This window comes from Corallococcus sp. AB032C, assembly GCF_003668935.1.
Classification (GTDB): Bacteria; Myxococcota; Myxococcia; order Myxococcales; family Myxococcaceae; genus Corallococcus; species Corallococcus exiguus.
Genome location: NZ_RAWP01000059.1, coordinates 1 through 25,951 on the forward strand (window position 1 = coordinate 1; position 25,951 = coordinate 25,951).

The window sequence follows — 25,951 nt, forward strand, 5'->3', positions numbered from 1 at the left end:
GTGTTAGGCACGCCGCCAGCGTTCGTTCTGAGCCAGGATCAAACTCTCCAATTGTATTCTTGGTTTGCTTGAACCGGCGTTCCCCGAGACCCGGCTAAGGAGTCTCGGCTCGCTGATTCGTCGGCACTTCCCTCTCGCTGCGCTTTTCAGCGCTGCTCTCGAGGTGAAGCGCCCTCAAAAAATTGACTGCGGGTTTCCGCAATCCATTACTTCTTGGGCTTGCTATTTGGTTTTCAAAGACCGAGCCGCTTGTGCTGCTTCGCGACTTTTGCTACCGTCTACTTCGCTGCTGGTTTCGTTTCAACCAGCGGGGCTGCAGCTTCTATTTCAGTTCGCAGTCAGCGTCAACTTCGCTTTTGCGTCCTGCGGGCTGCTTCGAAGTTCGTCGGCGCCGTCCAGTGACTTCCGCCGTTTCTTTTCGAAGGGGAGCGGCTTCTACTTCGGCGCCGTCTTCCCTGTCAACCGCTTGCTGTCAGCTTTCCTCACCGCTTTGCGTCCGTCGTGTTGCTTTCCGGACTGCTGCTTCTTCGGTGGGGCGCGGCTTCTATCTCTTCGCCGCGTTCGCTGTCAACTCGCTCGTTGACTGCCCTATTTCCTTGTCGGTGCTGCTCTCTCCACGAAGTGCCTTCCGCGCCAGTGCGCGGGCTTCGAGGTGAGGGGCGCGGCTTGTACCACCACCGCATCCGCGATCAACCATTTTGGTGGCGACCGTTTGCTGCTGTCCGCTCTCTGCGTTCCGAGGTGCTGCTTTCGGTCCGGTTCGGGCGGGGCGCGGCTTCTACCTCTTTGCCGCGTTCGGGATCAACAACCTTCGTCGATCCTTTTCTTCCCCGCGCTGACTTCCCGAGGCCCGAGGGCCAGCGGTCCGTTGCGCGGAGGTCCAGTCTCTAACGCTTCGGTTCGGCGACGTCAAACCCTGATTGATCCGGGCCTGATCATTCGACTCAGCCGCCGGGGATATGGGCACGCCGTTCCAAGGTGTGAACCCCCGGCTCCGGCTTTCTTCTTTCCCCGTCACTTCCCTCGGCGTGCCGCCTGCTCCTCATCCAGCGGGGCGCGCCATCGCGTCCCGAAGAGCCCGTCCGAGAGGGGAAAGGTGATGTTGAAGTTGTGGCGGCCCATCCGGCTGGGATCGTGGTGCACCTGGTGGTGACGCCGGAGGAAGGAGATGCCGGGCAGCCGGGCGCTCCAGTGGTTGCTCGGCAGGTGGGTGGTGAAGTGCACCCACTCGTACGCCAGGTAGTAGCCGAGCGCCGTGGCGGCGAAGAGCCAGCCCGCGTTGGGGGAAATCAGCAGGAAGCAGAGGGCGCCTAGCGGGGCGGCGATGGCTCCCAGGAAGAAGAGGAGCAGCACCGGCGGGAAGAGCACCATCTTGAAGTCCCGGCTGGACTCGTACGCCATCGCCTCGTGGGTGAAGAAGCGGTGGTGCTGGACGGTGTGCCGCTCGAACATCAGGCCCAGGCCCCGGGTGCGGTGGTGCATGGGGCCCCGGTGCCCGAGGAACTCGACCACGTTCGCGAGCGCGATGACCGCGGGGACTCCGAGCAGCTCCCAGAGGCGGGGGGCCTCCAGCTGGCTCAGCGCCAGGGCGATTCCCCCCAGGCAGACGAGGCTGGTGAAGGCGAAGTGGACCTGCCCCCGGTAGCCGGGCCCGATGGCCTGGGCCCGGTACTCCTCACGGAAGGCCAGGACCTTGCGGGGGACAGGGTGCGGTTCCATGCGTCAGGAGTGCTTCGTTCCCTTGCCTTCCGCGGGCTCTTCCTTCCGGCGCGCGAGCGACTTCTGCAGCTTCTTCATGCGGTCCAGGATGAGGGTGCGCTTCAGGCTGGAGAGGTGGTCCACGAAGACGTGGCCGTCCAGGTGGTCGATTTCGTGCTGGAGCACGTGCGCGAGCCGGCCGTCCGCCTCCAGTTCGTGCCACTGGGCCGTCTTGTCCTGGTAGCGGACCTTCACGCGCTCGACGCGGGAGCACTTCTCCCAGACGTCCGGCACGGAGAGGCAGCCCTCCTCCAGCTTCACGCTCCCCTCCTTCGAGAGCAGCTGGGGGTTCACGATTTCGAACTGGGTGCCGTCCTCGCGGCCGACGATGGCCACTCGCAGGGGGACTCCCACCTGGTTGGCCGCGATGCCGATGCCCTTGGCTTCCGCCATGGCCTCCGCCATCTCCTGGAGGAGCGTTTCGAGCGCCGGGCCGAAGTCGGTCACGGGCTGGGTAGACGTGGTGAGAACCTTGTGGGGCCAGATGACGATGTCGCGAGCCATGCGGCGGACTTTGCCATGCGGCCCCTTCCATTGCTCGGCAGTTCCGCTAGACCGGCGGCATGCACCCGAACGCCCAGCTCATCACCGACTTCTATTCGGCCTTCCAGCGGCGCGACGCGGACGGCATGGCCGCCTGCTATCACCCGGACGTGGAGTTCAACGACGCCGTGTTCCAGGGCCTGCGCTACGCGGGGGCCACCTCCATGTGGCGCATGCTGCTGGAGCGCGGCAAGGACCTGGAGCTCGTCTTCAGTCAGGTCCAGGCCGATGACCGCACCGGCAGCGCCCACTGGGATGCGACCTACACTTTCAGCCAGTCGGGCCGGAAGGTGCTCAACCGCATCGACGCGACCTTCGAGTTCGCCGACGGGAAAATCATCCGCCACACCGACCGGTTCCCCTTCTGGACCTGGTCGCGGCAGGCGCTGGGGCCGGTGGGATGGGCGCTCGGGTGGACGCCGCTCTTGCACAACAAGGTGCGCGCCCAGGGCGCCGCGGGCCTGCGCAAGTACATGAAGGAGCGCGGCATTCAGGGGCCCTGAGTTACTCCCTCACGTCGAGCGTCTTCAGCGTCACCGGCCCCTTGGGGCCCTGGCGTGAGAGGGTCGCCTCGCAGCGCACCTGGCCCATCCAGTCCGTGTAGCGCAACGACGCGTTGCCGTCCGCGTGCAGCCACAGCGACGCGTGACCGTGGTTGCCCCGGTCCTGGCGCACGCCCGTCCATTCCGGGAAGCGCGGCCGGGATTCGAAGAAGCGAACCGGTGCCACCGGGTACTCCGGGGCATCCCTGCGCTCGGAGGGAAAGCCTCCGTGGCCCAGGCTCGCGCCAAGGAAGGGCAGGCCCGGTGCGCGGTCGTACAACGCTCCGGCCTGGGCGCCTCCCCAGCACCAGAGGTCCACCCACTCGCGCTCCACGACCAGGGTGCGCAGGTCCTCCGTCACCAGCGGGGCGAGCCGCTCCGCGCCCGGACCGTAGGGCGCGGCATGGGTCAGCAGGATGTTCATCGCTCCCCGCCGGCGTCCTTCCGACAGGCGTTGCTCCAGCCATTGCAGCAGCGCGGGCTCGCGGTGGCGGCCCGCTTCGAACCATGCGGTGTCCAGACCGATGAGCTGGAAGCGCTCCGCGGTGAGGCTGAAGTAGCTGCCCTCCTGCGGGTGACGGGAACTCGCGCCCCGCCGCTCGTCCAGATAGCGGAAGTAGGCCCCCGCTCCCGAGCGCATCTCCGGCGGCGCGTTCAACGTCAGCAGCGCCGTCGTCCCGAGCAGTGGCTCCAGCGGCTCCGCCAGGTGCGCGTCGAATTCGCCCTGGCGGCCCGAGTAGAAGACACCGCCCAGATGCACCGCGCAGTCCAGGCGCTCGCCGCGCATCACCAACTGCCGGGCGATGTACCGGGAAGCGTATTCGCCCGTGCCGAAGTCTCCGAAGAGCGCCACCTCCACCGGGCGGCCGGGCTCCGGCTCTCGCAATGGGTACACGAAGCGGCTCTTCGCTCCGAAGTGCCAGCGGAATGGGGCCTGCCGCGCCGCCGCGCCCTGCTCCAGCCACACGGGGCCACTGAACAACAGCCAGCCTCGCAGGTCCGCTTGCGGCTCGAAGCGCGTGCGCGTGGGGTCGATGGCGATCTCCTCCGTCCTCAGCGGGAAGGTGAAGTCCGCGGGCAGACCTCCCGTCCCCTGACGGGCGTGGCGCTCGGTCGCGTCCAGCTGCTCCTGGAGCTGGCCGGGGTCCGTGAAGAGCAGCTCAAGCTCTCGCAGCGCCTCCACGAACGCGCCCACCGTGACCTTCGCGCCCAGGCCACTCTCCGTCCAGCGCAGCACGTCCTCCGGCTCCCGCAGGAAGGCGGTCTTGAGCGCCTCCAGCTCCTCCGGGCCGAGGAGGGGCAGGTCCGTGTCCTCTGGCGGCGGTGCTTCCGCCGGCATGGCCCTTCCGCTCGCGGGCGGGCGATAGCCGAGCGATTCGTAGAGCGGATTCCACCTGCTTTCCATGCGTCGTCCCCCTGGTGATGGCGTCGGATGCCCAGGGACGTATTCTCCCAGGCATCCCCGACATTCCTGCTCATCCTGGGGTGCCACTCAGGGCGCGGCGGCGCCCGTGCCTTCCTTCCGGAAGGTGTAGAGCGTGTAGTACGAGCCCGTGGCGAAGCCGGGCAGCTTGAGCGGGTTGAACACGCTCAGGTTCGTCATCACGCCGCCCACGAAGCCCGGCGGGACTTCCACCAGCTTGAGCGCACCTCCCGCGAGCACCACGCCCGCCTGGGGCTGGTCGTTGCTCACGAGCACACACTCGCCCTGCGCGGTGAAGGCTCCCACCGGCAGGAGGAAGCGCGCGTAGAACGGGACCTGCGTGCCTGGCGTGAAGGCCCGGTCCGTCAGCCGGAAGCAGGCCGTGGCCGAGCCCACCCTTTCGTAGCCGCCGTCACCGGCGGGCACATACAAGCCCGCGCCCAGCTTCACGGTGGGCGTGAAGGGCGCCGCCGCGCATACCGCTTCATCCGGTGGCGTCGCGGCGTCCTCCTGCGAGCGAAAGGCATACACCCATTCGTCGCCGGACCGCAGCCGCACCGGGGCCCCCGCCTGTCCTTGAGTCATGTTCAAACCCATCCTTCGTCGAGGACAGCGAGGACCGCTGGGTTCGTGCTCCGCTCACTGCCAGGACAGCGCGTACTCCGTGTCCACCGGGCCCGTCTGCCGGCCCTTCACCTGGACGCCTCGGGCACCGAGCGCCTCGATGACTCCCTGGAGCACGCCTTCGTGGTACGCGGGCGGCATGAAGTCCCGCTTCATCGTGAGCTTGCCCGCGCGGTCGCTGGACCACTCCACGCTGCGCTCGCCGTAGCTCACCGCCGCGCGGTAGCCCGTGGGCAGGTTCGTCACCAGCCGCTTGGGGCTGTCACCCGCGAGCAGCAACAGCGTCTTGCCCGCCGCCGATGACAGGAAATCCGTGGTCGCCTGCGTGCCCATCTTGCGCAACATCGCGTCGAAGCCGCCCAGCTGCGGGCCCATCAACTGCGCTCCCGTGAAGGACAGCTTCAGGAAGCCCGCCACCGGGTAGTTGAAGAAGTCGACGAACTTCTTCTCCTGCACCACCGCCAGGCACTTCTCCACCGCGGCATCACCGCCCAGGATGCGCACCGCGTTCAACGCGCCGTTGAAGAACATTCCTCGGGCCGTGTCGTCGGGGGTCGCCAGGGCCAAACGCTTCTCAAGATCCTGGGCAATGGCTGGCTCCAGGACCGCGACTTCCTTGCGCTGCTGATTCATAGAGGGGGGAATCTCCGGGGGGGAGGAGATGAACACGCGTGCGCGCTACAGCCGCACGAGCTGGGCCCCATAATGGACGTTGGCTCCGACAGCCGCCACCACCACCAGGTCCCCACTGCCGAGTGCAACACGACCCTGCTCCAGGTCGTCCGCTAGAAGAATCAACATCCCGGCCGCGGACGTATTGCCAATGCGATCCACGTTGCAGGCCACCGACTCCTTGGGCAGACCCGCCCGGGTCACGAACGAGTCCATCACCCGCTTGTTGGGCTGGTGGAAGTAGTAGCGCTTCACCTGTTCACGCAGCGTGGGGGTGAGCACCGCGTCCAGGCACTTCTGCATGTACTCCGGGTAGCTGCGCGCGACCTTGAAGCCGTCCACCACGAAGGCCATGTCGGACGGGCGCGTGCGCCCCTGCTGGTAGGGCAGCTTCAGCATGCCGCCGCCCCGGCGCGTCACCAGCTCCGCGTACGCGTTGCCGGAGAACGAGGAGAGGATGCCCGGACCGTCCTCGTCACCCTCCTGCTTGCGCAGCACCACCGCGCCCGCGCCGTCACCGAAGACATACATGGACAGGTAGGCGTTGAGCGCCTTGGGGCGGCCCGGCGTGGGCGGCAACTCGTCCGTGTAGACCTCCCGGTTGAGCAGCGGCGAGGTGAACGCCGAGGCCACCACCGCCACCGTGCGGAAGCGGCCGCCCTCCATCATCTTGCGCACCAGGTCCAGCACATAGGGCGTGCCGCCGCAGCCGTCATCCACCACCAGCGCGAAGGCGTCCTCGCGCAGGCCCAGCCGCTCGTGCAACACCATGGCGTCGTGGTTGAAGTGCGGCGCGTCCGGGGTGCACGTCACCACGAAGAGCGCGTCCAGCTCCTTCGGATCCACGCCGCCGCGGGACAGCGCCTGGCGCAGCGACACCTCGCACATGTCCGTGTTGGTCGCCGGATAGAAGCGCCCCAGCACGTCGTCCGGCGGAGGGATGGCGCGGCCCGTCTCGTCGTCGAAGTCCCAGAGGAAGCGGCGCTCCTTGATGCCAATCTTCTCTTCGATGCGGGCGGCCGACCAACCGGGGATCGCCTTCGCGATCCGCTCGTTGGAGATGGTCCGTGCTGGGACGAACGAACCCGCGCCCACCACACACACCCGTTCGGTCATTACCATGGCCTCGCGATTTCACAGCCTCGCCGGACGGGATGGATTCCCTGGCACGCGTGCATAGAGCACGTTCCAGGCCACTTCCTAAGCCCTTGGAAAGACGGAGTTCCTGTTTCTGGACGCGTCATTCGTGAAGCACAGGCCAGGGCCGAACAGCCCAAGAGGCCTGTGAAATCCGTAGGATGCGGAATGTTTCAGAAGTGAAGCCATCGACGTGGAATGAATCACACGCGACGTGTCAATTCACTATTAGTGGACACCGGAGAGACTCATGGTGTCTGCCATTGGCTCGACACTGTCAATCGCCCTCCCGTCGGCAAGGGTCCGCCGCCCCCTGCCGGGCGGGCGGTGGACTGACGACAAGCCCGCCGCGCCTCCCCCCCATCGCCAGCAGGTCGCACCGGGCCCGGCTGCACTACGCAGGGCACGGAAAGTCGGATCTCCCGCGAACCGCACTGGCTTCCTCTTCGAATATTGCGCGGGGCGGGTCCGATTGGATCGTCCCCCCTTTAGAAGGGGATGTTGTCGTCGTCGCCGGGGGGCGGGATGTCGCCGTCGTCCGGCGGGTTGCCGAAGCCATAGCCACCGCCCCGGCCTCCACCGCCACCGCGCGCGGGGGGCTCGCCACCGCCGCCGCCGCCGTCACCGCGCTGCCGGGCGATCTCCGCCTCGATGGAGGCCAGGAGCTGGCGCTCCTTGTCGTGCCAGCGCGACTTGCTGGGGTCCGACAGAGAGCGGCGCGCGCCGTTGGCGTAGAACTCCAGGTCCTGGAGGCTGGCGCCGTAGACGGGGGCGCCCTTGCTGCGGCCGTAGTTGGGCAGGAGCATGCCGTCGCCGCCGCCACCACCACCACCGGACGGGGCACCCGAGGCCGCGGGCCGGCGATACGCCGGGGCCGACGCCGCGACGGGCGTGGCGCTCATGGACAGCTCGCCCAGTTGAAGCGTGAAGCCGTCGTCGTTCCTGTACGCCGTGCCCACCCGGACCTGCTCCACCGAACCGTCGGGACGGCGGACCGCGACGGTGACTGGATATTGCTCGCTCATGGGGCCGGGATTCACACCGCCACGGCCCGCATGTCAATCGAAGGAAGCAATCCGTGTCGGTCCCGAGGCACGCACGGCGGGCCGCTCGGGGCGACCCGTCACGCGGGGAGGAGCACGGACGACGTCCTCCGTCAGGTCAGCGACACCATGCCGCCGCTGGAGCCCTTCTTGCGCAGCCACGCCTTGGGCTTGGGCGGCACCGCGGGCGCGGCCGGCTTCGCCGCTTCCTTCAGCGCCTGGCTGCCCGCACGCCCCCTCGGCAGCGTGAGGTCCGGGACCGACTGCGGCTTCGCGCCATCCACCCACGCGTCCGGGCGGCGGCCCGTGCGGATGAGCAGGCGCAGCTTCTGGTAGTGCGCCGAGCAGTAGCCCTTGGAGCGGCTCTGGCGCTTGCAACCGATGACGGCGCAGGCCTGGTTGTCTTCCGCGGCGACGACCTTCGGCGGACGGCCCGGGGACTTCGCGGCGGGCGCCTTCACGGGCGCGGCCTTCGCGGCGGGCGCGACCTTCGCGGCGGGCGCGACCTTCGCGGCGGGCGCGGCCTTCGCGACGGGCGCGGCCTTCGGCGGACGGCCCGGGGACTTCGCGGCGGGCGCGGCCTTCGCGGCGGCGGACTTCGGCGGACGGCCCGGACGGCGGCGGGCAACCGGCTCCGGCGCCAGCGAGGGCGTGCGCACGCCCGCCACGGCTCCCAGGCGGCTGGACAGCGGCGCCAGGCGGTCGGTCACCGCGCGCAGCGCATCCAACGCATCCAGCCCCTTGGCCATACGGGCCACGGCCTTCTGAACGGGAGCCAGTTGCAGTTGCAACTCGCGGCGGACCATGTCGCGAAGTTCGGTTTCAAGGGAAAGTGGGGCCATGTGGGGCAGGATATACACCCAACCGCCCGGGGAGGGATGGAAACATTCCCCAGGATGTTAAAGGAACCATCCATGACTCCGGTTCCCACTCCCGTTCGCTTCCGCGGCACCGACTCCTACCTCACGAGCGAAGGCCTGCAGGCGGCCGTCAACTGCGCCCTCACGCTCCAGCGCCCCCTGCTGGTCAAGGGCGAGCCCGGTACGGGCAAGACGCTGCTGGCGGAAGCGATTGCCCAGGGACTGGGATTGAAGCTGCTCACCTGGCACGTGAAGAGCACCACGCGCGCGCAGGACGGCTTGTATGTCTACGACACCGTGCAGCGGCTGTATGACTCGCGCTTCGGGGACGGGGACGTGCGAGACATCCGGCGATACATCCGCATGGGGCCGCTGGGCGAGGCCTTCGCTTCGCAGGAGCGCGTGGTGCTCCTCATCGATGAAGTGGACAAGGCGGACCTGGAGTTCCCCAACGACCTGCTCCACGAGTTGGACCGGATGCGCTTCCGCATCTCCGAGACCAACGACGAGGTCGTGGCGAAGAACCGCCCCGTGGTGCTCATCACCAGCAACAACGAGAAGGAATTGCCTGACGCGTTCCTGCGCCGGTGCGTGTTCCACTTCATCGACTTCCCGGAGCGCGAGCTCATGCAGCGCATCGTGGACGTGCACCACCCGGGGCTGGACTCGGCGCTGGCGGACCAGGCGATGAAGGTCTTCTACGAGCTGCGCGCGATGACGCGCCTGCGCAAGCGGCCGTCCACGAGCGAGCTCATCGACTGGATTTCCGTGCTCAAGGCCAACGGCGTCGTGGAGTTGAAGCTGGAGGAGCAGCTTCCGTTCCTGGGTGCGCTGCTCAAGAAGGAGCAGGACCTGGTGGCGGTGGCGGAAGCCTTCGGACGCGGCCGGCGGACGCGCGCTTAAGACAGCCCGGGAGCCACGCCATGTTCCTGCCGTTCTTCTACGAGCTGCGAAAGCGCGGGGTGAAGGTGGGCGCGCAGGAAGCGCTCGCCCTCGCCGGGGCGCTGAAGGCCGGGCTGCATGACAGCAGCCTGGATGGGTTCTACCACGTGGCTCGCGCGCTCCTGGTGCACTCGGAGACGCAGCTGGATGCCTTTGACCAGGCGTTCCTCTTCCACTTCCAGGGCGTCGCCTCCGACGCGCTGAAGCTCACCGAGGAGCTGTTGTCCTGGCTGGAAGAGGCCAAGGAGCGCACCGACCTGAGCCCGGAGGAGATTGCGCTCCTGGAGCAGTGGGACCCTGAAGAGCTGCGGCGGCAGCTGGAGCAGCGCCTGAAGGAGCAGACCGAGCGCCACGACGGCGGCAACCGCTGGGTGGGCACGGGCGGCGCGTCTGCCTTTGGCAACAACGGCGTGGCCCGGCAGGGCGTGCGCATTGGCGGCACGGGCGGGCGGCAGGGTCAGGCGCTGTGGCAGGCCGGGGCTCGCAAGTACGCGGGCTACCGCGACGACCTGGTGCTGGACACGCGGCAGCTGGCGGTGGCGCTGCGCAAGCTGCGGGCCTTCGCTCGCGAGGGCGTGGCGGAGGAATTGGACGTGGACGAGAGCATCGCCGCCACCGCGAAGAACGCGGGCGAGCTGGAGGTGGTCACGCGTCCGCCGCGCCGGCCCAATACGCGTGTGGTGTTGTGCATGGACGTGGGCGGGTCCATGGACCCGTACGCGCACCTGGTGAGCCGGCTGTTCAGCGTCGCCAGCCAGGCCACGCACTTCAAGGAACTGCGCACCTACTACTTCCACAACTGCGTCTACGGGAAGCTGTACGCCACGCCGCAGCTGACGGGCGGCATCACCGTGCCGGAGCTCACCGCGCAGGTGGGAAGACATCACAAGCTGGTGATGGTGGGCGATGCGTCCATGGCCCCGTATGAGCTGGGCATCCGCACGGATGCCAATGGCCAGTACCGCCAGGAGGGCCTGGAAGGGCTCACGTGGCTGATGCAACTGGCGCAGCACTTCGAGCGCAACGTGTGGCTCAACCCGGAGCCTCGTGGGTCGTGGCGCTCGGGCAGCATCGCGGTCATCGCCAACGTGTTCCCCATGTTCGCTCTCACCGTGGAGGGCCTGGGTGAGGCGGTGAACCACCTCACCCGAGGGAAGACGCCTCGCGGTGCGGCGGCCCGGAGGTAGCAACGCCCATGTTCCTGCCCATCAGCGTCCTGGATGCGCCGTCCAACCTGGGGCTGCGGCCCGCTTCCCCGGGCGCGATTCCGGGTGTGTTTCAACTGCCCCGGGTCCTGCGCGCGCAGGGCATCGTGGCGCGGTTGGGCGCGGAGGACGCGGGCGTCGTGACGCCACCTGCGTACTCACCCGAGGCGGAGCCGGACATCGGCTTCCGCAACGGCGCGGCGCTGGGCCGCTACAGCGTGGCGCTCGCGGATCGCGTCGGCGCGCTGCGGGCCGGGGGACGGTTCGTGCTGCTGCTGGGTGGGGATTGCAGCGTGCTCGTGGGCTCCTCGCTCGCGCTGCGGCGGGCCGGGGCGCATGGGCTGGCGTTCATTGACGCGCATGATGACTTCTCCTACGTGAAGGACCGCGCCCGCATGGCGGGCTGGTTCACCGCGGCGGGGCTGGACCTGGCGCTGGCCACCGGACATGGCCCCGATGCCCTGTGCGACCTGGAGGGCCTCAAGCCCTACCTGCGCGAAGAGGACGTCGTGCACCTGGGCCTGTCCCGCACCGCCGAGGACACCGCCGAAGCCGCGGTGCACGAGTTCGACACCTCCCGCATTGCTTCACTGCCGCTCACCGTCATCCGTGAGCGCGGCGCGAAGTCCGTGGGCGACGAGGCCCGCTCCCGACTGGAGGCCCGAGGGCTCACGGGGTTCTGGATCCACGTGGACGCGGACGTGCTGGACCTGAGCGTCATGCCCGCCGTGGATTCTCCCAATCCGGACGGGATGCGCCTGGAGGAGTTGACCACGCTGCTGGCGTCATTGCTCGCGAGCCCCCAGGCGGTGGGCCTGGAGCTCACCATCCTGGACCCCGACCTGGACCCGGAAGGCCATTGCGCCCGGGCCTTCACCGATGCAGTGGTCGCGGCGTTCGTCCAGAGCGGTCGCGTCCCGTAGCGCATTCCCGGAAAAAGAGCCCCGGCCCCCTGCCCGGCCGTCGGTGTGACTGCCGACGGACGGGCGCGTTTGGTGCGGCGCGGCGGCTCCAGTTACGGCATGGTGCGCCCGCGACGCAGTCCTGCGCGGGAGGCCGCATGACGACCGAGAAAATCGATACCCAGGCAATCAACACCATCCGCACGCTGTCCATGGACGCGGTGGAGAAGGCCCACTCTGGCCACCCGGGCGCGCCCATGGCGCTGGCTCCCGTGGCCTACCAGCTGTGGCAGCAGGAGCTGCGCTACGACCCGGCCCAGCCCAACTGGCCGGACCGCGACCGCTTCATCCTGTCCAATGGCCACGCGTCCATGCTGCTCTACAGCCTGCTGCACCTGGCCGGCGTGAAGCGCGTGAAGGACGCCAAGGTCACCGACGTCCCCGCCGTGTCCCTGGACGACATCCGCAACTTCCGCCAGCTGGACTCCGCCACCCCGGGCCACCCGGAGTACCACTGGACCACCGGCGTGGAGACCACCACCGGCCCCCTGGGCGCGGGCGTCTCCAACAGCGTGGGCATGGCCATCGCCAGCAAGTGGCTGGGCGCCCACTTCAACAAGCCCGGCTTCGACCTGTTCACCCATGACGTCTACGCCCTCTGCGGCGACGGCGACATGATGGAGGGCGTGGCGTCCGAGGCCGCCTCGCTCGCGGGCCACCTCCAGCTGCCCAACCTGTGCTGGATCTACGACAGCAACCACATCTCCATCGACGGCAGCACCGACCTGGCCTTCACGGAGGACGTGGGCCGCCGCTTCGAGGGCTACGGCTGGCGCGTGCTCAAGGTCACCGACGCCAACGACCTGGACGCGCTGTCCAAGGCCTACCGCTCCTTCAAGGACGAGCGCGGCAAGCCCACGCTCATCATCGTCAACTCGTTCATCGGCTACGGCTCGCCCAAGAAGCAGGGCTCCGCCAGCGCCCACGGCGAGCCCCTGGGCGCCGACGAAATCAAGGCCACCAAGAAGGCCTACGGCTGGCCCGAGGACGCGCAGTTCCTGGTGCCCGACGGCGTGCGCGAGCGCTTCCAGGAGCGCATGGGCGCTCGTGGCAAGGCGCTGCATGACGCGTGGGAGAAGTCCGTCTCGGACTACCGCAAGCAGCACCCGGAGCTGGCTCGCGAGCTGGAGGCGCTGCTCAAGCGCGAGCTGCCCGAGGGCTGGGACAAGGAGCTGCCCGTGTTCCCCGCGGACGCGAAGGGCATGGCCACCCGTGAGTCCGGCGGCAAGGTGCTCAACGCGCTGGCGAAGAACTACCCGTGGCTCGTCGGCGGCTCCGCGGACCTGAACCCGTCCACGAAGACGTACATCTCCGCGTCCACGTCCATCAAGCCGGGCGAGTACTCGGGCCGCAACATCCACTTCGGTGTGCGCGAGCACGCGATGGGCTCCATCGTCAACGGCCTCAACCTGAGCCACGTGCGCGGCTACGGCGCCACGTTCCTCATCTTCAGTGACTACGAGCGCCCCTCCATGCGCCTGTCGTCCCTGATGGAGATTCCGTCCATCCACATCTTCACGCACGACTCCATTGGCCTGGGCGAGGACGGCCCCACGCACCAGCCGGTGGAGCAGCTGATGTCCCTGCGCGCGGTGCCGGGCAACGTGGTGCTGCGCCCCGGCGACGCCAACGAGGTGGCCGAGGCGTGGCGCTACATCGCGCAGCAGCAGCACCACCCGGTGGTGCTCGTGCTGTCGCGCCAGCCGGTGCCCACGCTGGACCGCACGAAGTTCGCTCCCGCTTCCGGCACGGCCAAGGGCGCGTACACGCTGCTGGAGGCGGAGGGCGGCTCGCCGGACGTCATCCTCATCGGCACGGGCACGGAGGTGGCGCTGGTGGTGGAGGCCGCGGAGAAGCTCAAGGCCGAGGGCGTGAAGGCTCGCGTGGTGAGCATGCCTTCGTGGGAGCTGTTCGAGCAGCAGCCCCAGGAGTACCAGGACAGCGTGCTGCCCCCGGGCGTGAAGGCTCGCGTCGCGGTGGAGAAGGGCGCGGCGTTCGGCTGGGAGCGCTGGACGGGACACACCGGCAGCATCATCGGCATGCGCAGCTTCGGCGCTTCCGCCCCCATCAAGGCGCTGCAGCAGAAGTTCGGCTTCACCGTGGAGAACGTGGTGAAGGAAGCGCACGCCACCATCGCCAAGGCGAAGAAGCACTGACGCGCTTGTAGAAAAAAGAAGTGTCCCGGACCCTCCCCCGAAGGTCCGGGACACCTCTGACTTCCAATCCCCCCACTTCACATCAGGCCGCGTAGAACACGGGGCGCGTGGGGCGCGGGTTGCTGACGAACTTCATCTCGTTGATCATCTTCTTGAAGTCCTTCTGGTCGATGCCCGTGGAGCCCTGGGCCTGCGAGCGGGTGGCGTACTTCTCGTAGGTGTCCACCACCTTCTTCGCCTCTGGCGTGAGGCGGTCGTAGTTCTGGCGCGCCCACTTCATCGTGTCGGTGAACTCGGTGCCGGCCGCGTTGCCGTCCAGGTCGCCCGCGCCCTTCTCGATGGCGGCGGTCAGGTCGTTGCCGGAGATCTTGCCCTTCTTGGCGTCCAGGCCCTCCAGCGCGTCGCGCATGGAGCTGTCGTGGAAGGTCTTGAAGCCATCCATCTTCTTGAACATGGCGTCCGCCTCCTTCTGCGTCATGCCCTCCGGGCCGGCCTTCTTCGCGGCCTGCTGGTAGGTCTTCAGGACCTCCTTGGCCTCGGGCGTGAGGCGGCTCTCATTCTTGGCGGCCCACTTCTCGAACTCCTTCAGCTCGGAGGTGGAGGAGTGGGCGTCCGTGTCGGAGATGCCGTCCTTGATGGCCTTGGTGAGGTCCTCGCCGGAGATGGGGCCGCTCTGCTTGTCGAGCGCCTCCGTGGCCTTGCGGGCGCTCACGTCACCGGCGCCCACCTTGCTCAGCTCCTTGTTCATGGCGGCGGTCTCCTTGTCGGTGAGACCGGTGCGGCCCTGCGCCTGGGCGGCCTGGGTGTGCTTGCGGTAGACGTCCAGGACCTCCTTGGCCTCCGGGGACAGGCGGCTCTCGTTCTTGGAGGCCCACTTCTCGAACTCCTTCAGCTCCGCGCCGCCGGCCTGGCCGTCGTGGTCCGCGGTGCCCGTCTTGATGGCGCGGGCCATGTCCTGGCCGGACACCGTGCCGCCGTGGCTCTTGCTGTCCAGGTTGGCGAGCGCCTTCTTCGCGCTGGCGTCACCCACGTCGCGCATCTCCGCGAGCATCTTCTTGAAGTCGCCCTGGGGGATGCCGGACTCGCCGCGCGCCTGGGAGACCGCCGCGTACTTGCTGTAGATGTCCATCACCTGGCGGGCTTCCGGGGTGAGGCGCTCGCGGTTGTTGGCGGCCCAGTCCGAGACGGCGCGGTACTCACCGGAGGCGGCCTGGCCGTCCAGGTCACCGACCGCGGCCTCGATGCTGTCCGCGAACTGCTCCGCGCCGATGGAGCCAGAGGTCTGGTTCAGCTTGTTCATCTCCACCATGGCGCCCAGGTCCTTGGGCTGCCAGTTGTCACGCGGGCCCACGCAGCCGTGGCCCTGCGCGGAGAAGCGGTCACCGAGGTGCGCGTGGCGGGACTGCAGGTCGTTGAGCTGCGACTTCAGGCCCGCCATCTGCGACTTCATGTTGTTGAGGGTGGCCTTCATCTCCGCCGCCTGCTTCGCCGGGGACGAGCTGCCGCGCAGGACCGCGAGCTCCTTGTTGCCGAGGGCCGGCTTGCTGTTGAGGGCGGTGGCGACGGCGGTGGAAGCGGACTTGGCGATGGTCATTTTTGATCTCCGGTAGGAGCGGCTTCCGTTGCGGAAGCAGTCATGCCGGGACCTATTGCGCGCGTCGTGCCAGCCCCTTGGGTCAGCACACCCTGAATGATTCCAATGGGTTACGCGGCGATGACGCGAGAGCCCGGGTGGTGACAACAGTCACCAGAGGTGATGACAGTCACCATCCCCCCACCCCCGGGGTGGTGACGAAAGGCATCACTTCCGGCGCGAGGGCTTGAGCGCCTTGCGCACGCGCTGCTTGCCGGCGGGACGGTCCGCGACGTGGACGTAGCCCCGCTTGAGGAAGAACGGGAGCGTGCCCGTGTAGGCCATTCCGTTGCTGATACGCGCTGAGCCCTTGGGCAGCTTCACCGGATAGCCTTCGAGGGTGGCGGCGCCTTCGCGACGCACCGCGGCCTCCACTGCGGCGAGCAGCGCGCTGGCCACGCCCTGGTTGCGCCAGTTCCGGTGGATGAAGAAGCAGGGCACGGAGGTGACGGTGTCCGCGTCGTCGCACGTGAAGCTGGGGGCGCGGTCCAGGCGCGAGAACGAACGGCGCGGGCCGAAGGTGGCCCAGCCCACCGGCACGCCGTCCGCGTAGGCGAGGACGCCCTTCGCCTCTCCGCTCGCGACCAGGGCCTTGAAGCGGCGCTTTGCTTCAGGGCCTCGCACGTCGTCGTAGCGCTCGCCCTCCGGGATGCGCCAGAACATGCACCAGCAGCCGCCACAGGCGCCGTTGGGGCCGAAGAGCTTCTCGAGGTCGGGCCAGAGCTCCGGGGTGAGCTCCACGGTCTTCAGGTCGGGTGGCGCCATGGGGCGCCCGTTCTAGACGCCGCCGCGCAGCTCTGTCTCGGGCCAGAGGGCTCCGTCCCTCGGGGTGAGCAGGAAGGTCAACTTCCCCTGGTGGAAGCCTCGCACCGGGCCCGGGGGCTCCGGGTAGCCCGGTGGCAGGCGCCAGTCCGGGGGCTGGAGCGGCGTGACGGCGATGGACTGGCCCTGGCGCAGGGCTCCCACGTCCTGGTCCGTGAGCGCTCGCGAGGACGTCCAGGGGAGCAGGTCGCGGCCGTGCCGTTCGATGCGCGCGCCGGGGCCGGGGTCCTTCCACGGGCCGATGGCCGTGCGCTTCAGCGTGGAGAGGTGCGCGCCGCAGCCGAGCGCGCGTCCCAGGTCTCGGGCCAGGGAGCGGACGTAGTAGCCGCCCCGGCAGGTGAGCTCCAGGATGCTGGCCTTGGGCAGGTCGTGCGAAAGCCAGCGCGCGGTGTGCAGGTACACGCGCGAGGGAGGCAGCTCCACGACCTCGCCCCGGTGGGCCTTGCGGTAGGCGGGCTCTCCACCGAGCTTCTTCGCGCTGGTGGCGGGCGGGATTTGATCCGTCCAGCCGAGGAACGGGCTCAGTGCTGCTTCGAGTTGCGCAGGCGTGAGCGCAGTCGCGTCCCCCTGGTGCACGGGGCGTCCGTGCAGGTCGCCGGTGTCCATCTCCGTGCCCCACTCCACGCGGGCTTCGTAGACCTTGGGCGCCGCGTGCAGGTGTTCGAAGAGGTGCGTGGCCGGGCCCACCAGCATCAGCAGCAGCCCTTCCGCGAACGGATCCAACGTGCCGCCGTGGCACAGCGCCGTGCGGCGGCCGGGCCTCGTCGCCTGCGCTTCCTCCTGGAAGGCTCGGACGGTGGCGAAGCTGGTGGCGCCCACGGGCTTGTGCGTGAGGTAGAGGCCGGGGGTCATTCGTTGTTTCCGTTCCGCTTCACCGTCGTCGCGCCCTGCTGCTTCTCCAGGTGCACGGGCGAGGTGCCGGTCTTGTCCGCGATGACGGTCGCCAGGGCTTCCGCGTGCGTCGTCACCCAGACCTGGCTGTACTCGGAGGCTCGCACGATGAGCCGGCCCAGGGGCTCCAGCAGGTCCGGGTGCAGGCTGGTCTCCGGTTCGTTCAACGCGAGGAACGGCGGCGGTCTGGGACTGAGCAGCGCCGCCAGCAGACACAGGTAGCGCAACGTCCCGTCCGACAGCTCCGGCGCGGACATGGGCCTCGACAGGCCGGGCATGTGCAGGAAGAGGCTGAAGCGTCCGTCCTCCGCTCGCACCTCCAGCCTGGAGCCGGGGAAGGCGTCGTCGATGCCCTGCTCCAGGGCGCGGTCATCGCCAATCTCCCAGAGGGTCTGGAGCGCCGCCGCGAGGTCGCGCCCGTCGGACGCGAGCACCGGCGTGCGCACGCCCACCTGCGGGTGCCGGGGCAGCGCGTCCGGGTCCGTGCGGAAGTGGTGGTAGAAGCGCCACGCGCTCAACGTGCGTTGGACTTCGCCCAGTCTGGGGAAGCGGTGCGGTTCGGCGAGCTGATCCATCACCGACTCCGAGCCCCACAGCTCCGCGGGGAACGTGACGCGCTTCCCGTCCGCGTCGCGAAGGAAGGCCGTGCGGTCCTTGCGCTCCATCAACACCAGATGCCGGCCTCCGGAGTGCGCCCAGAGGTGCTCCTCCTTCACCTCCGGATCCAGGGTGAACATCGTCTGGGGTGGCGACGTGGGCACCACGCCGCACTGCAATTCGTAGGTGAGGTCGTCCAGGTCCACCGTCACGCGCATGCGCGCCGGCTTCTTGGGGTCACGGGGGCCGGCCCACATCACGCTCGAGGTGCCGCCCTCGTCCGCCAGCGTGCGCGCGAGCCTTCCTTCCGCCGCCGCCGCGAGCAGGTACAGCGCGCGGTACAGGTTCGTCTTGCCGCTGCCGTTGGGCCCCACCACCACGGTCACCGGCCCCAGCTCCAGGTGGAGCTGACGCACGGAGCGGTAGCCTGCGATGTCCAGACGCGTGAGGGCCATGGCGTGCGCGCGAGCCTATCCGGCCCCTACGGAGGGGGCCGCACCTTCGTCCGGCCGCTGCCCACCTCCCGGCACAGCGTCCAGCCGTCCTCGATGATTTCGTCGGACGGCACGGGCTCCAGCCAGCGCCGCGCCTCCTCACTGGCCCTGGCCTCCTCCAGTTGCAAGGAGGCACGGACCTCGCCACCCACGACCCACGAACCTTCCCCGCCGGACAGCATCAGCAGGTCCGTTTCGAGGTCTCCGACCATGAGGTGATCCGAGCTGGTGTACAGCGCGCGCACGCGCTCGTTGCCAATCACCACGAGCCCTGAGTCCGCCGGGTCGCCATCCATCAGGGCGCCATGGATGATGAGGTCTCCCAGCACGACGACGGTCCCCGATAGGTGGACGTGGCCGTGGAGCTCCAGGGGGCCCTGATAGATGACCATTTCGTCGGAGGCCGTACCGAGCGTGATGAACGTGTCCCCATCGCGCTGCCGGGTCTCCGAGAAGGCTGGAAAGGAAGCCACCCGCCCGCCGTGACGCGCCAGCGCGTGCGCGACGATGAACTCCCAGTCCGGGGGGCTCCGCGCTTCGAAGATGGTGATGGGCTCGAAGGCCTGCCGCGTCAGCGCCGTCTCCAGCGCCTCCGCCATGCTGTCCAACCATTTGTCCCGCAGGCGCTGCTGCTCGGGCGTGGGCCAGTGAGGCTCGCCGCCCCAGTGGTCGACAATCTTTCCCCCGGGCAAGCGGGTGCGCAGGTCGGTGAGCGCGGCTTCGATGTCCGGGCGACGTGGGTGCATGACGGGCTTCTAGCTCCTCAGGGAGGGCTCGCGCATCCGCTTCGGGCCGTGGGATAGACTCTCCGCGACTTCGCGTCGGCCGTGGACCGCGAAGCTTGCGCGCAGGAGCCTCCATCCCATGACGTCTTCCATTCGCCTCCTGGGCACGGGCCTCTTCGCCTGCGCCCTGTCCCTGTCCGGCTGTAGCGACTCCAACCCTCCCGGACCGGGACCTTCGGATCCGAAGCCGCTCGTCGAGCTCACCGACTACATCGACGTGGTCCCCAACGAGCCCTGCATGGACTCGAGCTACGCGTCCCCTCGCGCGAACTGCACCGACCCGGCCAGCTTCTCCCTCGCGGGCTGCGACCTGGAAGCCGTGCGCGCCGTGGAACCCTCCGGCATCTACCAGGCCGTCTTCCGCTACACCCCCGTGAGCGCGTTCGGCGCGGGCCTCCGCCTGGACACCACCCCCAGCTTCCTGGGCAAGCCCCTGGTGCGAAACCAGGTGGGCCCCGAGGGGTTCTTCGTCACCGGCGAGTACATCACCTCCGCCAACAAGCAGCAGCGGTACGCGCTCGCGGGCTGCCGCGTTCCGGAGCCCGGCCGCATCACCGGCTGCTTCGTGCGCTGCACCGATGGCGTACCGGATTACTCCGGCACCTTCGACGCCCGGCGGATGAACCTGGCCCACGAAGCGGACACCGGCGCCCAGCCCATGCGCCTCGTCTCCGAGACCGCCGTTCCGGTGGGCGACCCCGTGGACGTCTACGTCACGAAGGGCCACGCCTACGTGGTGTCCCTGCCGCGCGGCAAGGAGGAGCCCGGCGGCCTGAGCGTCATCAACGTGAGCGACCCGGCCCACCCCGTCCTCGTCACCCGCCTGAGCCTGCCCAATGACAATTACTGGAACGGCGTCTGGGCCAAGGGAGACGCGCTCTACGTCGCTAGCGGCGACTCTGGCGTCATCATCTACGACATCACGAACCCGGCGGATCCGCGGTACGTGCGCGCGCTGCCCGGCGGCTCCATCAACGTGCACACCGTGTTCGTGGACGGCGACCGGCTGTACGCCATGTCCCCGTCCCCCAGCGGCACGACGCTCGTGTTCGACGCGTTCTTGCCGCTGGAGCCCTCTCTGGTCAGCCGCATCACCGTGCCCCACGAGCTGGGCGCCTACCCGCACGACGCGTTCGCCTACAAGGGGCGGCTCTACATCAACCACTCGACCACCGGCTACGTCGTCGTGGATGTCACCCGCACGGACGTGACGCCCGTGCTGGGCAAGTACGCCTTCTCCGGCCAGTACAGCCACGCGAACGCGGTGGGCACCATCAACGGGCGCACCATCGCCTTCGAGGGCGGCGAGCGCCCTGGCGCGCACCTGCGCGTGCTGGACGTCACCGACCCGGCGAAAATCCGCCTCATCGCGGAGGTGCGCAAGCGCCCGCAGACGTCCATCCACAACATGGTGCTGGTGGGCACGCGGCTCTACGTGGCCTGGTACCACGAGGGCGTGCGCGTCTTCGACGTGGCCGACCCCGAGCACCCGAAGGAGGTGGCGGCCTTCGACTCCTTCCAGGAAGCGCACCCGCGCAGCACCGACAGCCTCTACCAGGGGGCCATCGGCATCCGCGTGCCGGGCGACGGGCACGTGTACGTCGTGGACCTGTCACGCGGACTGCTGGTGCTGGCGGAGCCGTGACGCGCGGGCGTCACTCCGTCTCGATGCGGTTGCGGCCGTTCTCCTTCGCCCGGTAGAGCCGGGCGTCCGCGGCGCGCAACAGCTCGTCCAGGGAGGTGCCGTCCTTCGGCGCCACCGCGAGCCCCGCGCTGAAGGTGACGTGGAAGGTCTCGCCCGCGTCGCCTTCGAAGGTCATCGCCGACAGCTCCTCCGCGGTGCGGGAGAGGATCTCCTTCGCGCTCTCCGGCGTCTCGCCCAGCAGCGCGACGACGAACTCCTCGCCGCCCCAGCGAGCGCGCAGGTCCTCGCGGCGGAAGCGCGCGCCCAGGAGCCGTCCCAGCCGCATCAGCACGCGGTCCCCCGCGAGGTGGCCGTGCTGGTCGTTCACCTTCTTGAAGTGGTCCACGTCCAGGAAGCACAGCGCGAGCGGCCGGTCGCTCCGGCGCGCCTCCGACAGCCGCGTCGCCACCGCCTCCACGAAGGGACGGCGCAGCATCAGTCCCGTGAGCGCGTCTCGCTCCGTGCGCTCGCGCGACAGCCGCGCCCGCTCCAGCCTCGCGTGCACTCGGGCGCGCAGCTCCTCCTTCAGCACGGGCTTGGCCAGGTAGTCATCCGCGCCGGCCTGGAACGCGGCCAGCCGGAACTCCAGCCCCACCTGCGCGGTGATGAGCAGGATGGGCAGATCCTGCCACTCCGGCGTCAGGCGCAGGATGCGGCACAGGTCGAACCCGCTGGGCCCGGGCATCTGCACGTCCAGGAGCAGCAGGTCCGGACGGTGCTGCGCGAGCGCGTCCAGCAGGCCGTAGGCGTTCTCCAGCCCCACGACCTCCACGGCGTCGCTCACCAGCGCCTGGGAGAGGGCGCGCACCGCCTCCGGGTCGTCATCCACCACCATCACCTTCGAGCGCTCCAGCCGGCGCGTGGCCACCAGCCGCTCCGCCGCGGTGGCGAAGTCCTGCTGGGTGAAGGGCCGGGGCAGGAACAGCGACGCGCCCGCGTGCGCCGCGTTCACGCGCTCCTGCAAGCCTCCGCCCGTGCTGGAGAAGGCCAGCGGCAGGGACTGGTGTCCCTCCATCGCGCGCAGCGCGCTCGCGGTGGCGAGCCCCGCCGCGCCCATGTGCAGGAGCGCCCCGTCCACCCACTGCCGCTCCACCGCGGCGCAGGCCTCCAGGGGCGTGGCGGCCGTCACCACGCGCACCCCTTCGCGCTCGCCCATCTGACGCGCGTCCGCGAGCACGGCCGCGTCCTCGTCCACCACGAGCAGCGTGCCCATGGCGGCGACGACGGCCTCCTCGGACTCCGGCTCCGGGGTGAGGACCGGCAGCGACACCCGGTCCTCCAGCGCACGGAAGCCGGCGTCCACCTGGGCCCAGTCCAGCGTGCCCCCGGTCTTCACCGGCCGGAGCACGTCCTCCAGCGCGCCCGCCGAGATGCTCACGTCGCGAAAGCCGTAGCTGCCCGCGGTGCCGTGCAGCTTGTGCACGACGCTGTAGGCCTCATCCATGGCCGCCGCGTCGCCGTGGCGCCCCTTGCCGAGCAGGGCCTGGAGCATGGCCAGCCGCTCCGGCAGCTTCGCGCCGTAGTCCGCGCTCAAGAGCGCCAGGCTGGCCGCGAAGTCGTCCACGGGCTCCGCGTCCTCCGCGTCCAGGGACTCCCGCGGCGGGGGCGGCGGCTGTGCCACCGCGAAGAGCTGCTCCAGCCACACCGCCAGCTCCTCCGGCCGGTAGGGCTTGTGCACCACGCGCGCCACGCCCAGCTGGCGCGTGAGCAGTTCGTGGCTCTTCAGGTCCTTCCAGAAGGCGGACGCGAAGAGCACCGGCAGGTCCGGCTTCGTCTTGCGCAGCTCCCGGATGAAGTCCGCGCCCGTCATGCCCGGCAGCAGGCCGTCCACGATGGCGGCGTCCACCGGCTTGGATTGGAGCACCTCGCGCGCTTCGGCGGCGGTGCGCGCGGGGGTCACCTGGTAGCCCCTGTCCCGCAGGAAGGTGCAGACCAGGGCCTGGAGATCGCGGTCGTCTTCCAAGAAGAGCAGCGTCTTGTCGTTGCGCGCGGTGCTCATGGCATCGCCTTTCGGGGCTCGGTCGCGGCGTCGCGGCGGGCCAGCAGTCCGTTGAGCAGCTCCCGCACGGAGGCCACCAGCTCCTCCTCGGAAGCGCGGGCCTTCGTCAGGTGCCGGGTGATGCCCAGGGTGAGCTGACGCTGGTCGGTGCGCGACAGCTCGCGGCCGGTGAAGACGATGAGCGGCGTGGCGCGGCCCTTGCCCTGGCGCAGGATGTCCACCACCTCGAAGCCGTCCAGCCGAGGCAGGCCCACGTCCAGCACGATGAGGTCCGGGGGCGTGTCGCGCGCGAGCGCCACCGCGCTCTCTCCGTCCGCCGCTTCGATGCACAGCGCGCCCAGCCGTTCGAATTGCGCGCACAGCACCCGGCGCGTGGTGGCGTCGTCATCCACCACCAGCACGCGCGCCTGGCCCGGCTGGCGCATGGCGTATCGCAGTGTCTTCAGCAACCGGGTTTCATCCACGGGCGTGGGCAGCCAGTCCACCAGCAGCGCCGTGCCCGCGTCCTTCGCCCCCGCGTGCGAGCGCCCGGACAGGGCCAGCACGGGCAACTCGCGCGTGCGCGGCTGTTCCCTCAGGCGGCGCACCCAGTCCAGCACGGCGCCGTCCGGCATCCGCGTGTCCACCAGCAGCGCGTCCGGCAGCGCGTGCTCCACCGCCTGCACGGCCTCCGCGAGCGTGGCGGAGCGCACCACCCGGTAGCCCTCGTGCGACAGCAGGCCGCGCAGCAGGGCGGACAGCTCCGTGTCCGCGGTGACGATGAGCACGTTGTGGCGCGACTCGTCCCGGGGCAGCGGCGCGACGGAGGGAGCGCGCAGGGCCTCCAGGGTGAAGTGGAAGGTGGCGCCCTGGCCCGGGGGACTCGACACCTCGATGCGGCCACCGTGCTGCTCCACGATGGCCTGCGAGATGGCCAGCCCCAGGCCGGTGCCGCCCTTGGAGCGGGTGTCGGACGCGTCCAGCTGCTGGAAGCGGCCGAAGAGGCGGGGGAGCTTCTCCTCCGGGATGCCGGAGCCCTGGTCCGTGACGCTGAAGCGCACCCGGCCGTCCACCGTGAAGCCGGCAGTCACCACCACGGACGCGCCCTGGGGGGAGAACTTGATGGCGTTGGAGACCAGGTTGGTGAGCACCTGGATGAGCCGGTCGCGGTCGCCCTTCACCTGCGGCGCGCCCTCCACGTCCGAGCGCAGGGTGACGTGCGCCGTCTCCGCCATGCCCTGCACGCCCGCGAGCGTGGCCTCCACCAGGTCCTGCGCCGTCTGCGGCTGGAGCTTCAGCTCCAGCATCCCGGACTCCATCTTCTCCAGGTCCAGGATGTCGTTGATGAGGCGGATGAGCCGTTCGGTGTTCGTGCGCGCGATGCGCACCATGTCCAGCGCCTGCGAGGGCAGCTCCCCCACGATGCCGTTCTCCAAGAGGCCCAGCGAGCCGCGGATGGAGGTGAGCGGGGTGCGCAGCTCGTGGCTCACGGTGGAGACGAACTCGTTCTTCATCCGCTCCACGGCCTTGCGCTCCGTGAGGTCGCGCACGAAGACGGTGGTGCGCGGCGGGCCGTCCGCGTGCACGCGCGCGAAGGTGAGCTCCGCGGGGAACACGTCGCCGTCCGCGCGCAGGCACGGCGACTCCAGCCGCGCCGCGCCGCCATCCTGGAGGAGCGCGGCGTGGACAGCTTCCCGCTGCGAGGCCGGCAGCGTCGCGGGCAGCGCCAGCGACATGAAATCCGCGCCCACCGCCCGCGCGGACGGCAGGCGGAAGTGGGTCGCCGCGGAGGGGTTGAACTCCGCGACGCGGCCGGATTCGTCCAGCACCACGATGCCGTCCGGAGACGCCTCCAGGATGGCGGCCTTGCGCGCATCGCTGGCCCGCGCCTCCGCGCTCGCGGCGGACAGGGCCTGGGTGCGCTCCGCCACGCGCACCTCCAGCCCCCGGTTGAGCTCGCCCAGCGCCGCGGACGCCCGCGCCAGCCGCACCAGCACGATGAGCACGTAGCCCACCAGCAGCAGGCACACGCCGAAGAGGACGATGCGCGTGCGCTCCGCGCGGGACTGGGACTGCTCCTGGAGCTGGAGGTAGGTGGTGATGAGGCGCTCGGCCTCGCCGGTGGCGCCATGGTCCAGCAGCGCCTGGTAGGACGCGTCCGTGGCGCGCTGGAGCGCCATCAGCTCCCGCGTGCGGGCCTCCAGGGCGTCCAGCGCGGCGAGGGCGGGGGCGGGCAGCGGCTGCTTCTCACGCGCCCGGGCCAGGCGCGCGAGCGAGGCCTCCACGCGGACCCCCGACGCCTCTCCCGGAGCGCGCGAGGCGAGCAGCACGTCCACGTCCATCGCCTCCACGTGCGCGCGCGGCGCGCCCTGGGGCAGCGCGGCGGCGGTGGCGGCGACGACGCCGGGGAAGGCCTCGCGCAGGCCAGCGAGCTGCTGGTCCTTCTCGCGGGCGGCCGCCAGCAGGACGCGCGAGCCCTCCAACACGCGCAGGTACGTGTCCAGGGACGCGTTGAGCGAGCGCATGCCCTCCGCGGGGAGGAAACCGGGCGCCGTGCGCAGCTGGCGGGCGCGGGCGGCCAGCGCGTCGAAGTCCCGCGCGGAGGAGCCGTGCAGCTGCGCCATGCCCACGCGCTGGCGCAGCACGTCCTGTTCCAGCTCCGACGTGGCCACGCGCAGCTGCCGCAGCTGGGTGCGGTAGTGGTCATGGTCGGCGGTGGAGCCCGGGCGGCCCAGGACGAACAGGGCACACAGCAGCACCAGGGCGCCAGCGGCCAGCGCGGCGGAGCGTTTGGACAGGCGGGGTTCCATCAGGGCACCAGGCGGCGGATTTCCTGCGGCAGGGTCATGGGGTCGAACGGCTTGCCGATGACGCCCACCGCGCCCAGCTCCAGGTAGCGCGCCACCTCCTGCTTCTGGACCTTGGCGGTCATGAAGATGATGGGCGTGTTCGCGGTGGCGGGCTGGGCGCGCAACCGGCCGAACGTGGTGGGCCCGTCCATGCCGGGCATCATCACGTCCAGGAGGATGAGGTCGGGGCCCTCCTGGCCCGCCTTCTCCAGGGCCTCCGCGCCAGAGGACGCGAGCACCGTCTTCCAGCCCCCCACACGGCTCAGGCTCAGCTGCCCGATGGTGCGGATGTCGTCCTCATCGTCCACGAGCAGGACCTTCTCGATTTTCGCCATGGGAGGGAGTGCTCCA

General features: G+C 69.6%; 22 protein-coding genes. 6 read left to right on the forward strand and 16 right to left on the reverse strand.

The window, feature by feature from the left end; all coding sequences use genetic code 11:
- Window positions 1–1,014: 1,014 nt before the first annotated feature.
- Both D7X99_RS24395 and def read right to left on the reverse strand, forming a co-directional pair.
- Window positions 1,015–1,719 carry a sterol desaturase family protein gene (locus tag D7X99_RS24395; RefSeq protein ID WP_121752768.1) on the reverse strand — a complete coding sequence of 235 codons (705 nt, stop codon included), beginning with the start codon at window positions 1,717–1,719 and terminating at the stop codon, window positions 1,015–1,017.
- A gap of 3 nt (window positions 1,720–1,722) precedes the next feature.
- Window positions 1,723–2,262 (reverse strand): peptide deformylase, encoded by a 540-nt coding sequence (def, locus tag D7X99_RS24400; RefSeq protein ID WP_121779883.1) that lies wholly within the window; start codon window positions 2,260–2,262, stop codon window positions 1,723–1,725.
- A 59-nt stretch (window positions 2,263–2,321) separates the two neighbouring features.
- Between def and D7X99_RS24405 the strand changes: the two genes are divergently transcribed.
- Window positions 2,322–2,804, forward strand: coding sequence for a nuclear transport factor 2 family protein (locus D7X99_RS24405; RefSeq protein WP_120599893.1), 483 nt, complete (start codon window positions 2,322–2,324; stop codon window positions 2,802–2,804).
- Between the two features lies 1 nt (window position 2,805).
- On the opposite strand, the gene D7X99_RS24410 is transcribed toward D7X99_RS24405, so the two are convergent.
- The 6 genes from D7X99_RS24410 to D7X99_RS24435 all read right to left on the reverse strand — a co-directional run bounded on the left by D7X99_RS24410 (window position 2,806) and on the right by D7X99_RS24435 (window position 8,584).
- Entirely contained in the window at window positions 2,806–4,248 is a 1,443-nt protein-coding gene (locus D7X99_RS24410) for a hypothetical protein (RefSeq protein ID WP_121779884.1), read from the reverse strand.
- An 87-nt stretch (window positions 4,249–4,335) separates the two neighbouring features.
- Window positions 4,336–4,851 carry a hypothetical protein gene (locus D7X99_RS24415; protein WP_121779918.1) on the reverse strand — a complete coding sequence of 172 codons (516 nt, stop codon included), beginning with the start codon at window positions 4,849–4,851 and terminating at the stop codon, window positions 4,336–4,338.
- Between the two features lie 54 nt (window positions 4,852–4,905).
- Window positions 4,906–5,523 carry a DUF2378 family protein gene (locus tag D7X99_RS24420; protein ID WP_121779885.1) on the reverse strand — a complete coding sequence of 206 codons (618 nt, stop codon included), beginning with the start codon at window positions 5,521–5,523 and terminating at the stop codon, window positions 4,906–4,908.
- Window positions 5,524–5,568: 45 nt separating this feature from the next.
- Window positions 5,569–6,678, reverse strand: a complete 1,110-nt coding sequence (locus tag D7X99_RS24425; RefSeq protein WP_121779886.1) for a 3-oxoacyl-ACP synthase III family protein — start codon at window positions 6,676–6,678, stop codon at window positions 5,569–5,571.
- Between the two features lie 509 nt (window positions 6,679–7,187).
- A complete protein-coding gene (locus D7X99_RS24430; RefSeq protein WP_121779887.1) occupies window positions 7,188–7,724 on the reverse strand; it encodes a hypothetical protein in 537 nt (178 codons plus the stop codon).
- Between the two features lie 131 nt (window positions 7,725–7,855).
- Window positions 7,856–8,584, reverse strand: coding sequence for a vegetative protein (locus D7X99_RS24435; protein ID WP_169824932.1), 729 nt, complete (start codon window positions 8,582–8,584; stop codon window positions 7,856–7,858).
- A gap of 72 nt (window positions 8,585–8,656) precedes the next feature.
- On the opposite strand from D7X99_RS24435, the gene D7X99_RS24440 reads away from it, so the two are divergent.
- The 4 genes from D7X99_RS24440 to tkt all read left to right on the forward strand — a co-directional run bounded on the left by D7X99_RS24440 (window position 8,657) and on the right by tkt (window position 13,867).
- Window positions 8,657–9,505, forward strand: coding sequence for a MoxR family ATPase (locus tag D7X99_RS24440; RefSeq protein WP_121752773.1), 849 nt, complete (start codon window positions 8,657–8,659; stop codon window positions 9,503–9,505).
- Between the two features lie 20 nt (window positions 9,506–9,525).
- The gene (locus D7X99_RS24445) at window positions 9,526–10,731 is read left to right on the forward strand and encodes a VWA domain-containing protein (RefSeq protein ID WP_121779888.1); all 1,206 of its coding nucleotides are present in this window, start codon (window positions 9,526–9,528) and stop codon (window positions 10,729–10,731) included.
- Between the two features lie 8 nt (window positions 10,732–10,739).
- Window positions 10,740–11,672, forward strand: coding sequence for an arginase family protein (locus tag D7X99_RS24450; protein ID WP_121779889.1), 933 nt, complete (start codon window positions 10,740–10,742; stop codon window positions 11,670–11,672).
- 137 nt (window positions 11,673–11,809) lie between these two features.
- Window positions 11,810–13,867 carry a transketolase gene (gene tkt, locus D7X99_RS24455; RefSeq protein WP_121779890.1) on the forward strand — a complete coding sequence of 686 codons (2,058 nt, stop codon included), beginning with the start codon at window positions 11,810–11,812 and terminating at the stop codon, window positions 13,865–13,867.
- A gap of 82 nt (window positions 13,868–13,949) precedes the next feature.
- Here tkt and D7X99_RS24460 read toward each other — a convergent pair whose 3' ends face one another.
- The 5 genes from D7X99_RS24460 to D7X99_RS24480 form a co-directional block, all read right to left on the reverse strand.
- On the reverse strand, window positions 13,950–15,461 hold the full coding sequence (locus tag D7X99_RS24460; protein WP_211483835.1) for a hypothetical protein: 1,512 nt from the start codon (window positions 15,459–15,461) through the stop codon (window positions 13,950–13,952).
- 207 nt (window positions 15,462–15,668) lie between these two features.
- On the reverse strand, window positions 15,669–16,265 hold the full coding sequence (locus D7X99_RS24465; protein WP_121779891.1) for a GNAT family N-acetyltransferase: 597 nt from the start codon (window positions 16,263–16,265) through the stop codon (window positions 15,669–15,671).
- Window positions 16,266–16,277: 12 nt separating this feature from the next.
- Entirely contained in the window at window positions 16,278–17,174 is an 897-nt protein-coding gene (gene truB / locus D7X99_RS24470) for a tRNA pseudouridine(55) synthase TruB (RefSeq protein WP_121779892.1), read from the reverse strand.
- Entirely contained in the window at window positions 17,171–18,265 is a 1,095-nt protein-coding gene (locus tag D7X99_RS24475) for an AAA family ATPase (RefSeq protein ID WP_121779893.1), read from the reverse strand. Before D7X99_RS24475 ends, truB begins: the two co-directional genes overlap by 4 nt.
- A gap of 26 nt (window positions 18,266–18,291) precedes the next feature.
- Window positions 18,292–19,050, reverse strand: a complete 759-nt coding sequence (locus D7X99_RS24480; RefSeq protein WP_121779894.1) for a hypothetical protein — start codon at window positions 19,048–19,050, stop codon at window positions 18,292–18,294.
- Window positions 19,051–19,168: 118 nt separating this feature from the next.
- On the opposite strand from D7X99_RS24480, the gene D7X99_RS24485 reads away from it, so the two are divergent.
- Window positions 19,169–20,734 carry an LVIVD repeat-containing protein gene (locus tag D7X99_RS24485; protein WP_121779895.1) on the forward strand — a complete coding sequence of 522 codons (1,566 nt, stop codon included), beginning with the start codon at window positions 19,169–19,171 and terminating at the stop codon, window positions 20,732–20,734.
- A 10-nt stretch (window positions 20,735–20,744) separates the two neighbouring features.
- Here D7X99_RS24485 and D7X99_RS24490 read toward each other — a convergent pair whose 3' ends face one another.
- The 3 genes from D7X99_RS24490 to D7X99_RS24500 are packed head-to-tail and all read right to left on the reverse strand — an operon-like array spanning window position 20,745 to window position 25,935.
- On the reverse strand, window positions 20,745–22,772 hold the full coding sequence (locus tag D7X99_RS24490) for a response regulator (RefSeq protein WP_121779896.1): 2,028 nt from the start codon (window positions 22,770–22,772) through the stop codon (window positions 20,745–20,747).
- The gene (locus tag D7X99_RS24495) at window positions 22,769–25,561 is read right to left on the reverse strand and encodes an ATP-binding protein (protein ID WP_121779897.1); all 2,793 of its coding nucleotides are present in this window, start codon (window positions 25,559–25,561) and stop codon (window positions 22,769–22,771) included. The genes D7X99_RS24490 and D7X99_RS24495 overlap by 4 nt, the downstream gene beginning before the upstream one ends.
- Window positions 25,561–25,935, reverse strand: coding sequence for a response regulator (locus tag D7X99_RS24500; RefSeq protein WP_014400722.1), 375 nt, complete (start codon window positions 25,933–25,935; stop codon window positions 25,561–25,563). The genes D7X99_RS24495 and D7X99_RS24500 overlap by 1 nt, the downstream gene beginning before the upstream one ends.
- Window positions 25,936–25,951: the final 16 nt, after the last annotated feature.

What these genes read in the sequence shown, in the direction of transcription:
- D7X99_RS24395 (WP_121752768.1), bottom strand. Translation starts at nt 1,719, where the DNA reads ATGGAACCGCACCCTGTCCCCCGCAAGGTCCTGGCCTTCCGTGAGGAG.
- D7X99_RS24490 (WP_121779896.1), bottom strand. Translation starts at nt 22,772, where the DNA reads ATGAGCACCGCGCGCAACGACAAGACGCTGCTCTTCTTGGAAGACGAC.
- D7X99_RS24445 (WP_121779888.1), top strand. Translation starts at nt 9,526, where the DNA reads ATGTTCCTGCCGTTCTTCTACGAGCTGCGAAAGCGCGGGGTGAAGGTG.
- D7X99_RS24435 (WP_169824932.1), bottom strand. Translation starts at nt 8,584, where the DNA reads ATGGCCCCACTTTCCCTTGAAACCGAACTTCGCGACATGGTCCGCCGC.
- tkt (WP_121779890.1), top strand. Translation starts at nt 11,810, where the DNA reads ATGACGACCGAGAAAATCGATACCCAGGCAATCAACACCATCCGCACG.
- D7X99_RS24415 (WP_121779918.1), bottom strand. Translation starts at nt 4,851, where the DNA reads ATGACTCAAGGACAGGCGGGGGCCCCGGTGCGGCTGCGGTCCGGCGAC.
- D7X99_RS24450 (WP_121779889.1), top strand. Translation starts at nt 10,740, where the DNA reads ATGTTCCTGCCCATCAGCGTCCTGGATGCGCCGTCCAACCTGGGGCTG.
- D7X99_RS24410 (WP_121779884.1), bottom strand. Translation starts at nt 4,248, where the DNA reads ATGGAAAGCAGGTGGAATCCGCTCTACGAATCGCTCGGCTATCGCCCG.
- D7X99_RS24485 (WP_121779895.1), top strand. Translation starts at nt 19,169, where the DNA reads ATGACGTCTTCCATTCGCCTCCTGGGCACGGGCCTCTTCGCCTGCGCC.
- truB (WP_121779892.1), bottom strand. Translation starts at nt 17,174, where the DNA reads ATGACCCCCGGCCTCTACCTCACGCACAAGCCCGTGGGCGCCACCAGC.
- D7X99_RS24440 (WP_121752773.1), top strand. Translation starts at nt 8,657, where the DNA reads ATGACTCCGGTTCCCACTCCCGTTCGCTTCCGCGGCACCGACTCCTAC.
- D7X99_RS24475 (WP_121779893.1), bottom strand. Translation starts at nt 18,265, where the DNA reads ATGGCCCTCACGCGTCTGGACATCGCAGGCTACCGCTCCGTGCGTCAG.
- def (WP_121779883.1), bottom strand. Translation starts at nt 2,262, where the DNA reads ATGGCTCGCGACATCGTCATCTGGCCCCACAAGGTTCTCACCACGTCT.
- D7X99_RS24480 (WP_121779894.1), bottom strand. Translation starts at nt 19,050, where the DNA reads ATGCACCCACGTCGCCCGGACATCGAAGCCGCGCTCACCGACCTGCGC.
- D7X99_RS24495 (WP_121779897.1), bottom strand. Translation starts at nt 25,561, where the DNA reads ATGGAACCCCGCCTGTCCAAACGCTCCGCCGCGCTGGCCGCTGGCGCC.
- D7X99_RS24465 (WP_121779891.1), bottom strand. Translation starts at nt 16,265, where the DNA reads ATGGCGCCACCCGACCTGAAGACCGTGGAGCTCACCCCGGAGCTCTGG.
- D7X99_RS24500 (WP_014400722.1), bottom strand. Translation starts at nt 25,935, where the DNA reads ATGGCGAAAATCGAGAAGGTCCTGCTCGTGGACGATGAGGACGACATC.
- D7X99_RS24405 (WP_120599893.1), top strand. Translation starts at nt 2,322, where the DNA reads ATGCACCCGAACGCCCAGCTCATCACCGACTTCTATTCGGCCTTCCAG.
- D7X99_RS24420 (WP_121779885.1), bottom strand. Translation starts at nt 5,523, where the DNA reads ATGAATCAGCAGCGCAAGGAAGTCGCGGTCCTGGAGCCAGCCATTGCC.
- D7X99_RS24425 (WP_121779886.1), bottom strand. Translation starts at nt 6,678, where the DNA reads ATGACCGAACGGGTGTGTGTGGTGGGCGCGGGTTCGTTCGTCCCAGCA.
- D7X99_RS24460 (WP_211483835.1), bottom strand. Translation starts at nt 15,461, where the DNA reads ATGACCATCGCCAAGTCCGCTTCCACCGCCGTCGCCACCGCCCTCAAC.
- D7X99_RS24430 (WP_121779887.1), bottom strand. Translation starts at nt 7,724, where the DNA reads ATGAGCGAGCAATATCCAGTCACCGTCGCGGTCCGCCGTCCCGACGGT.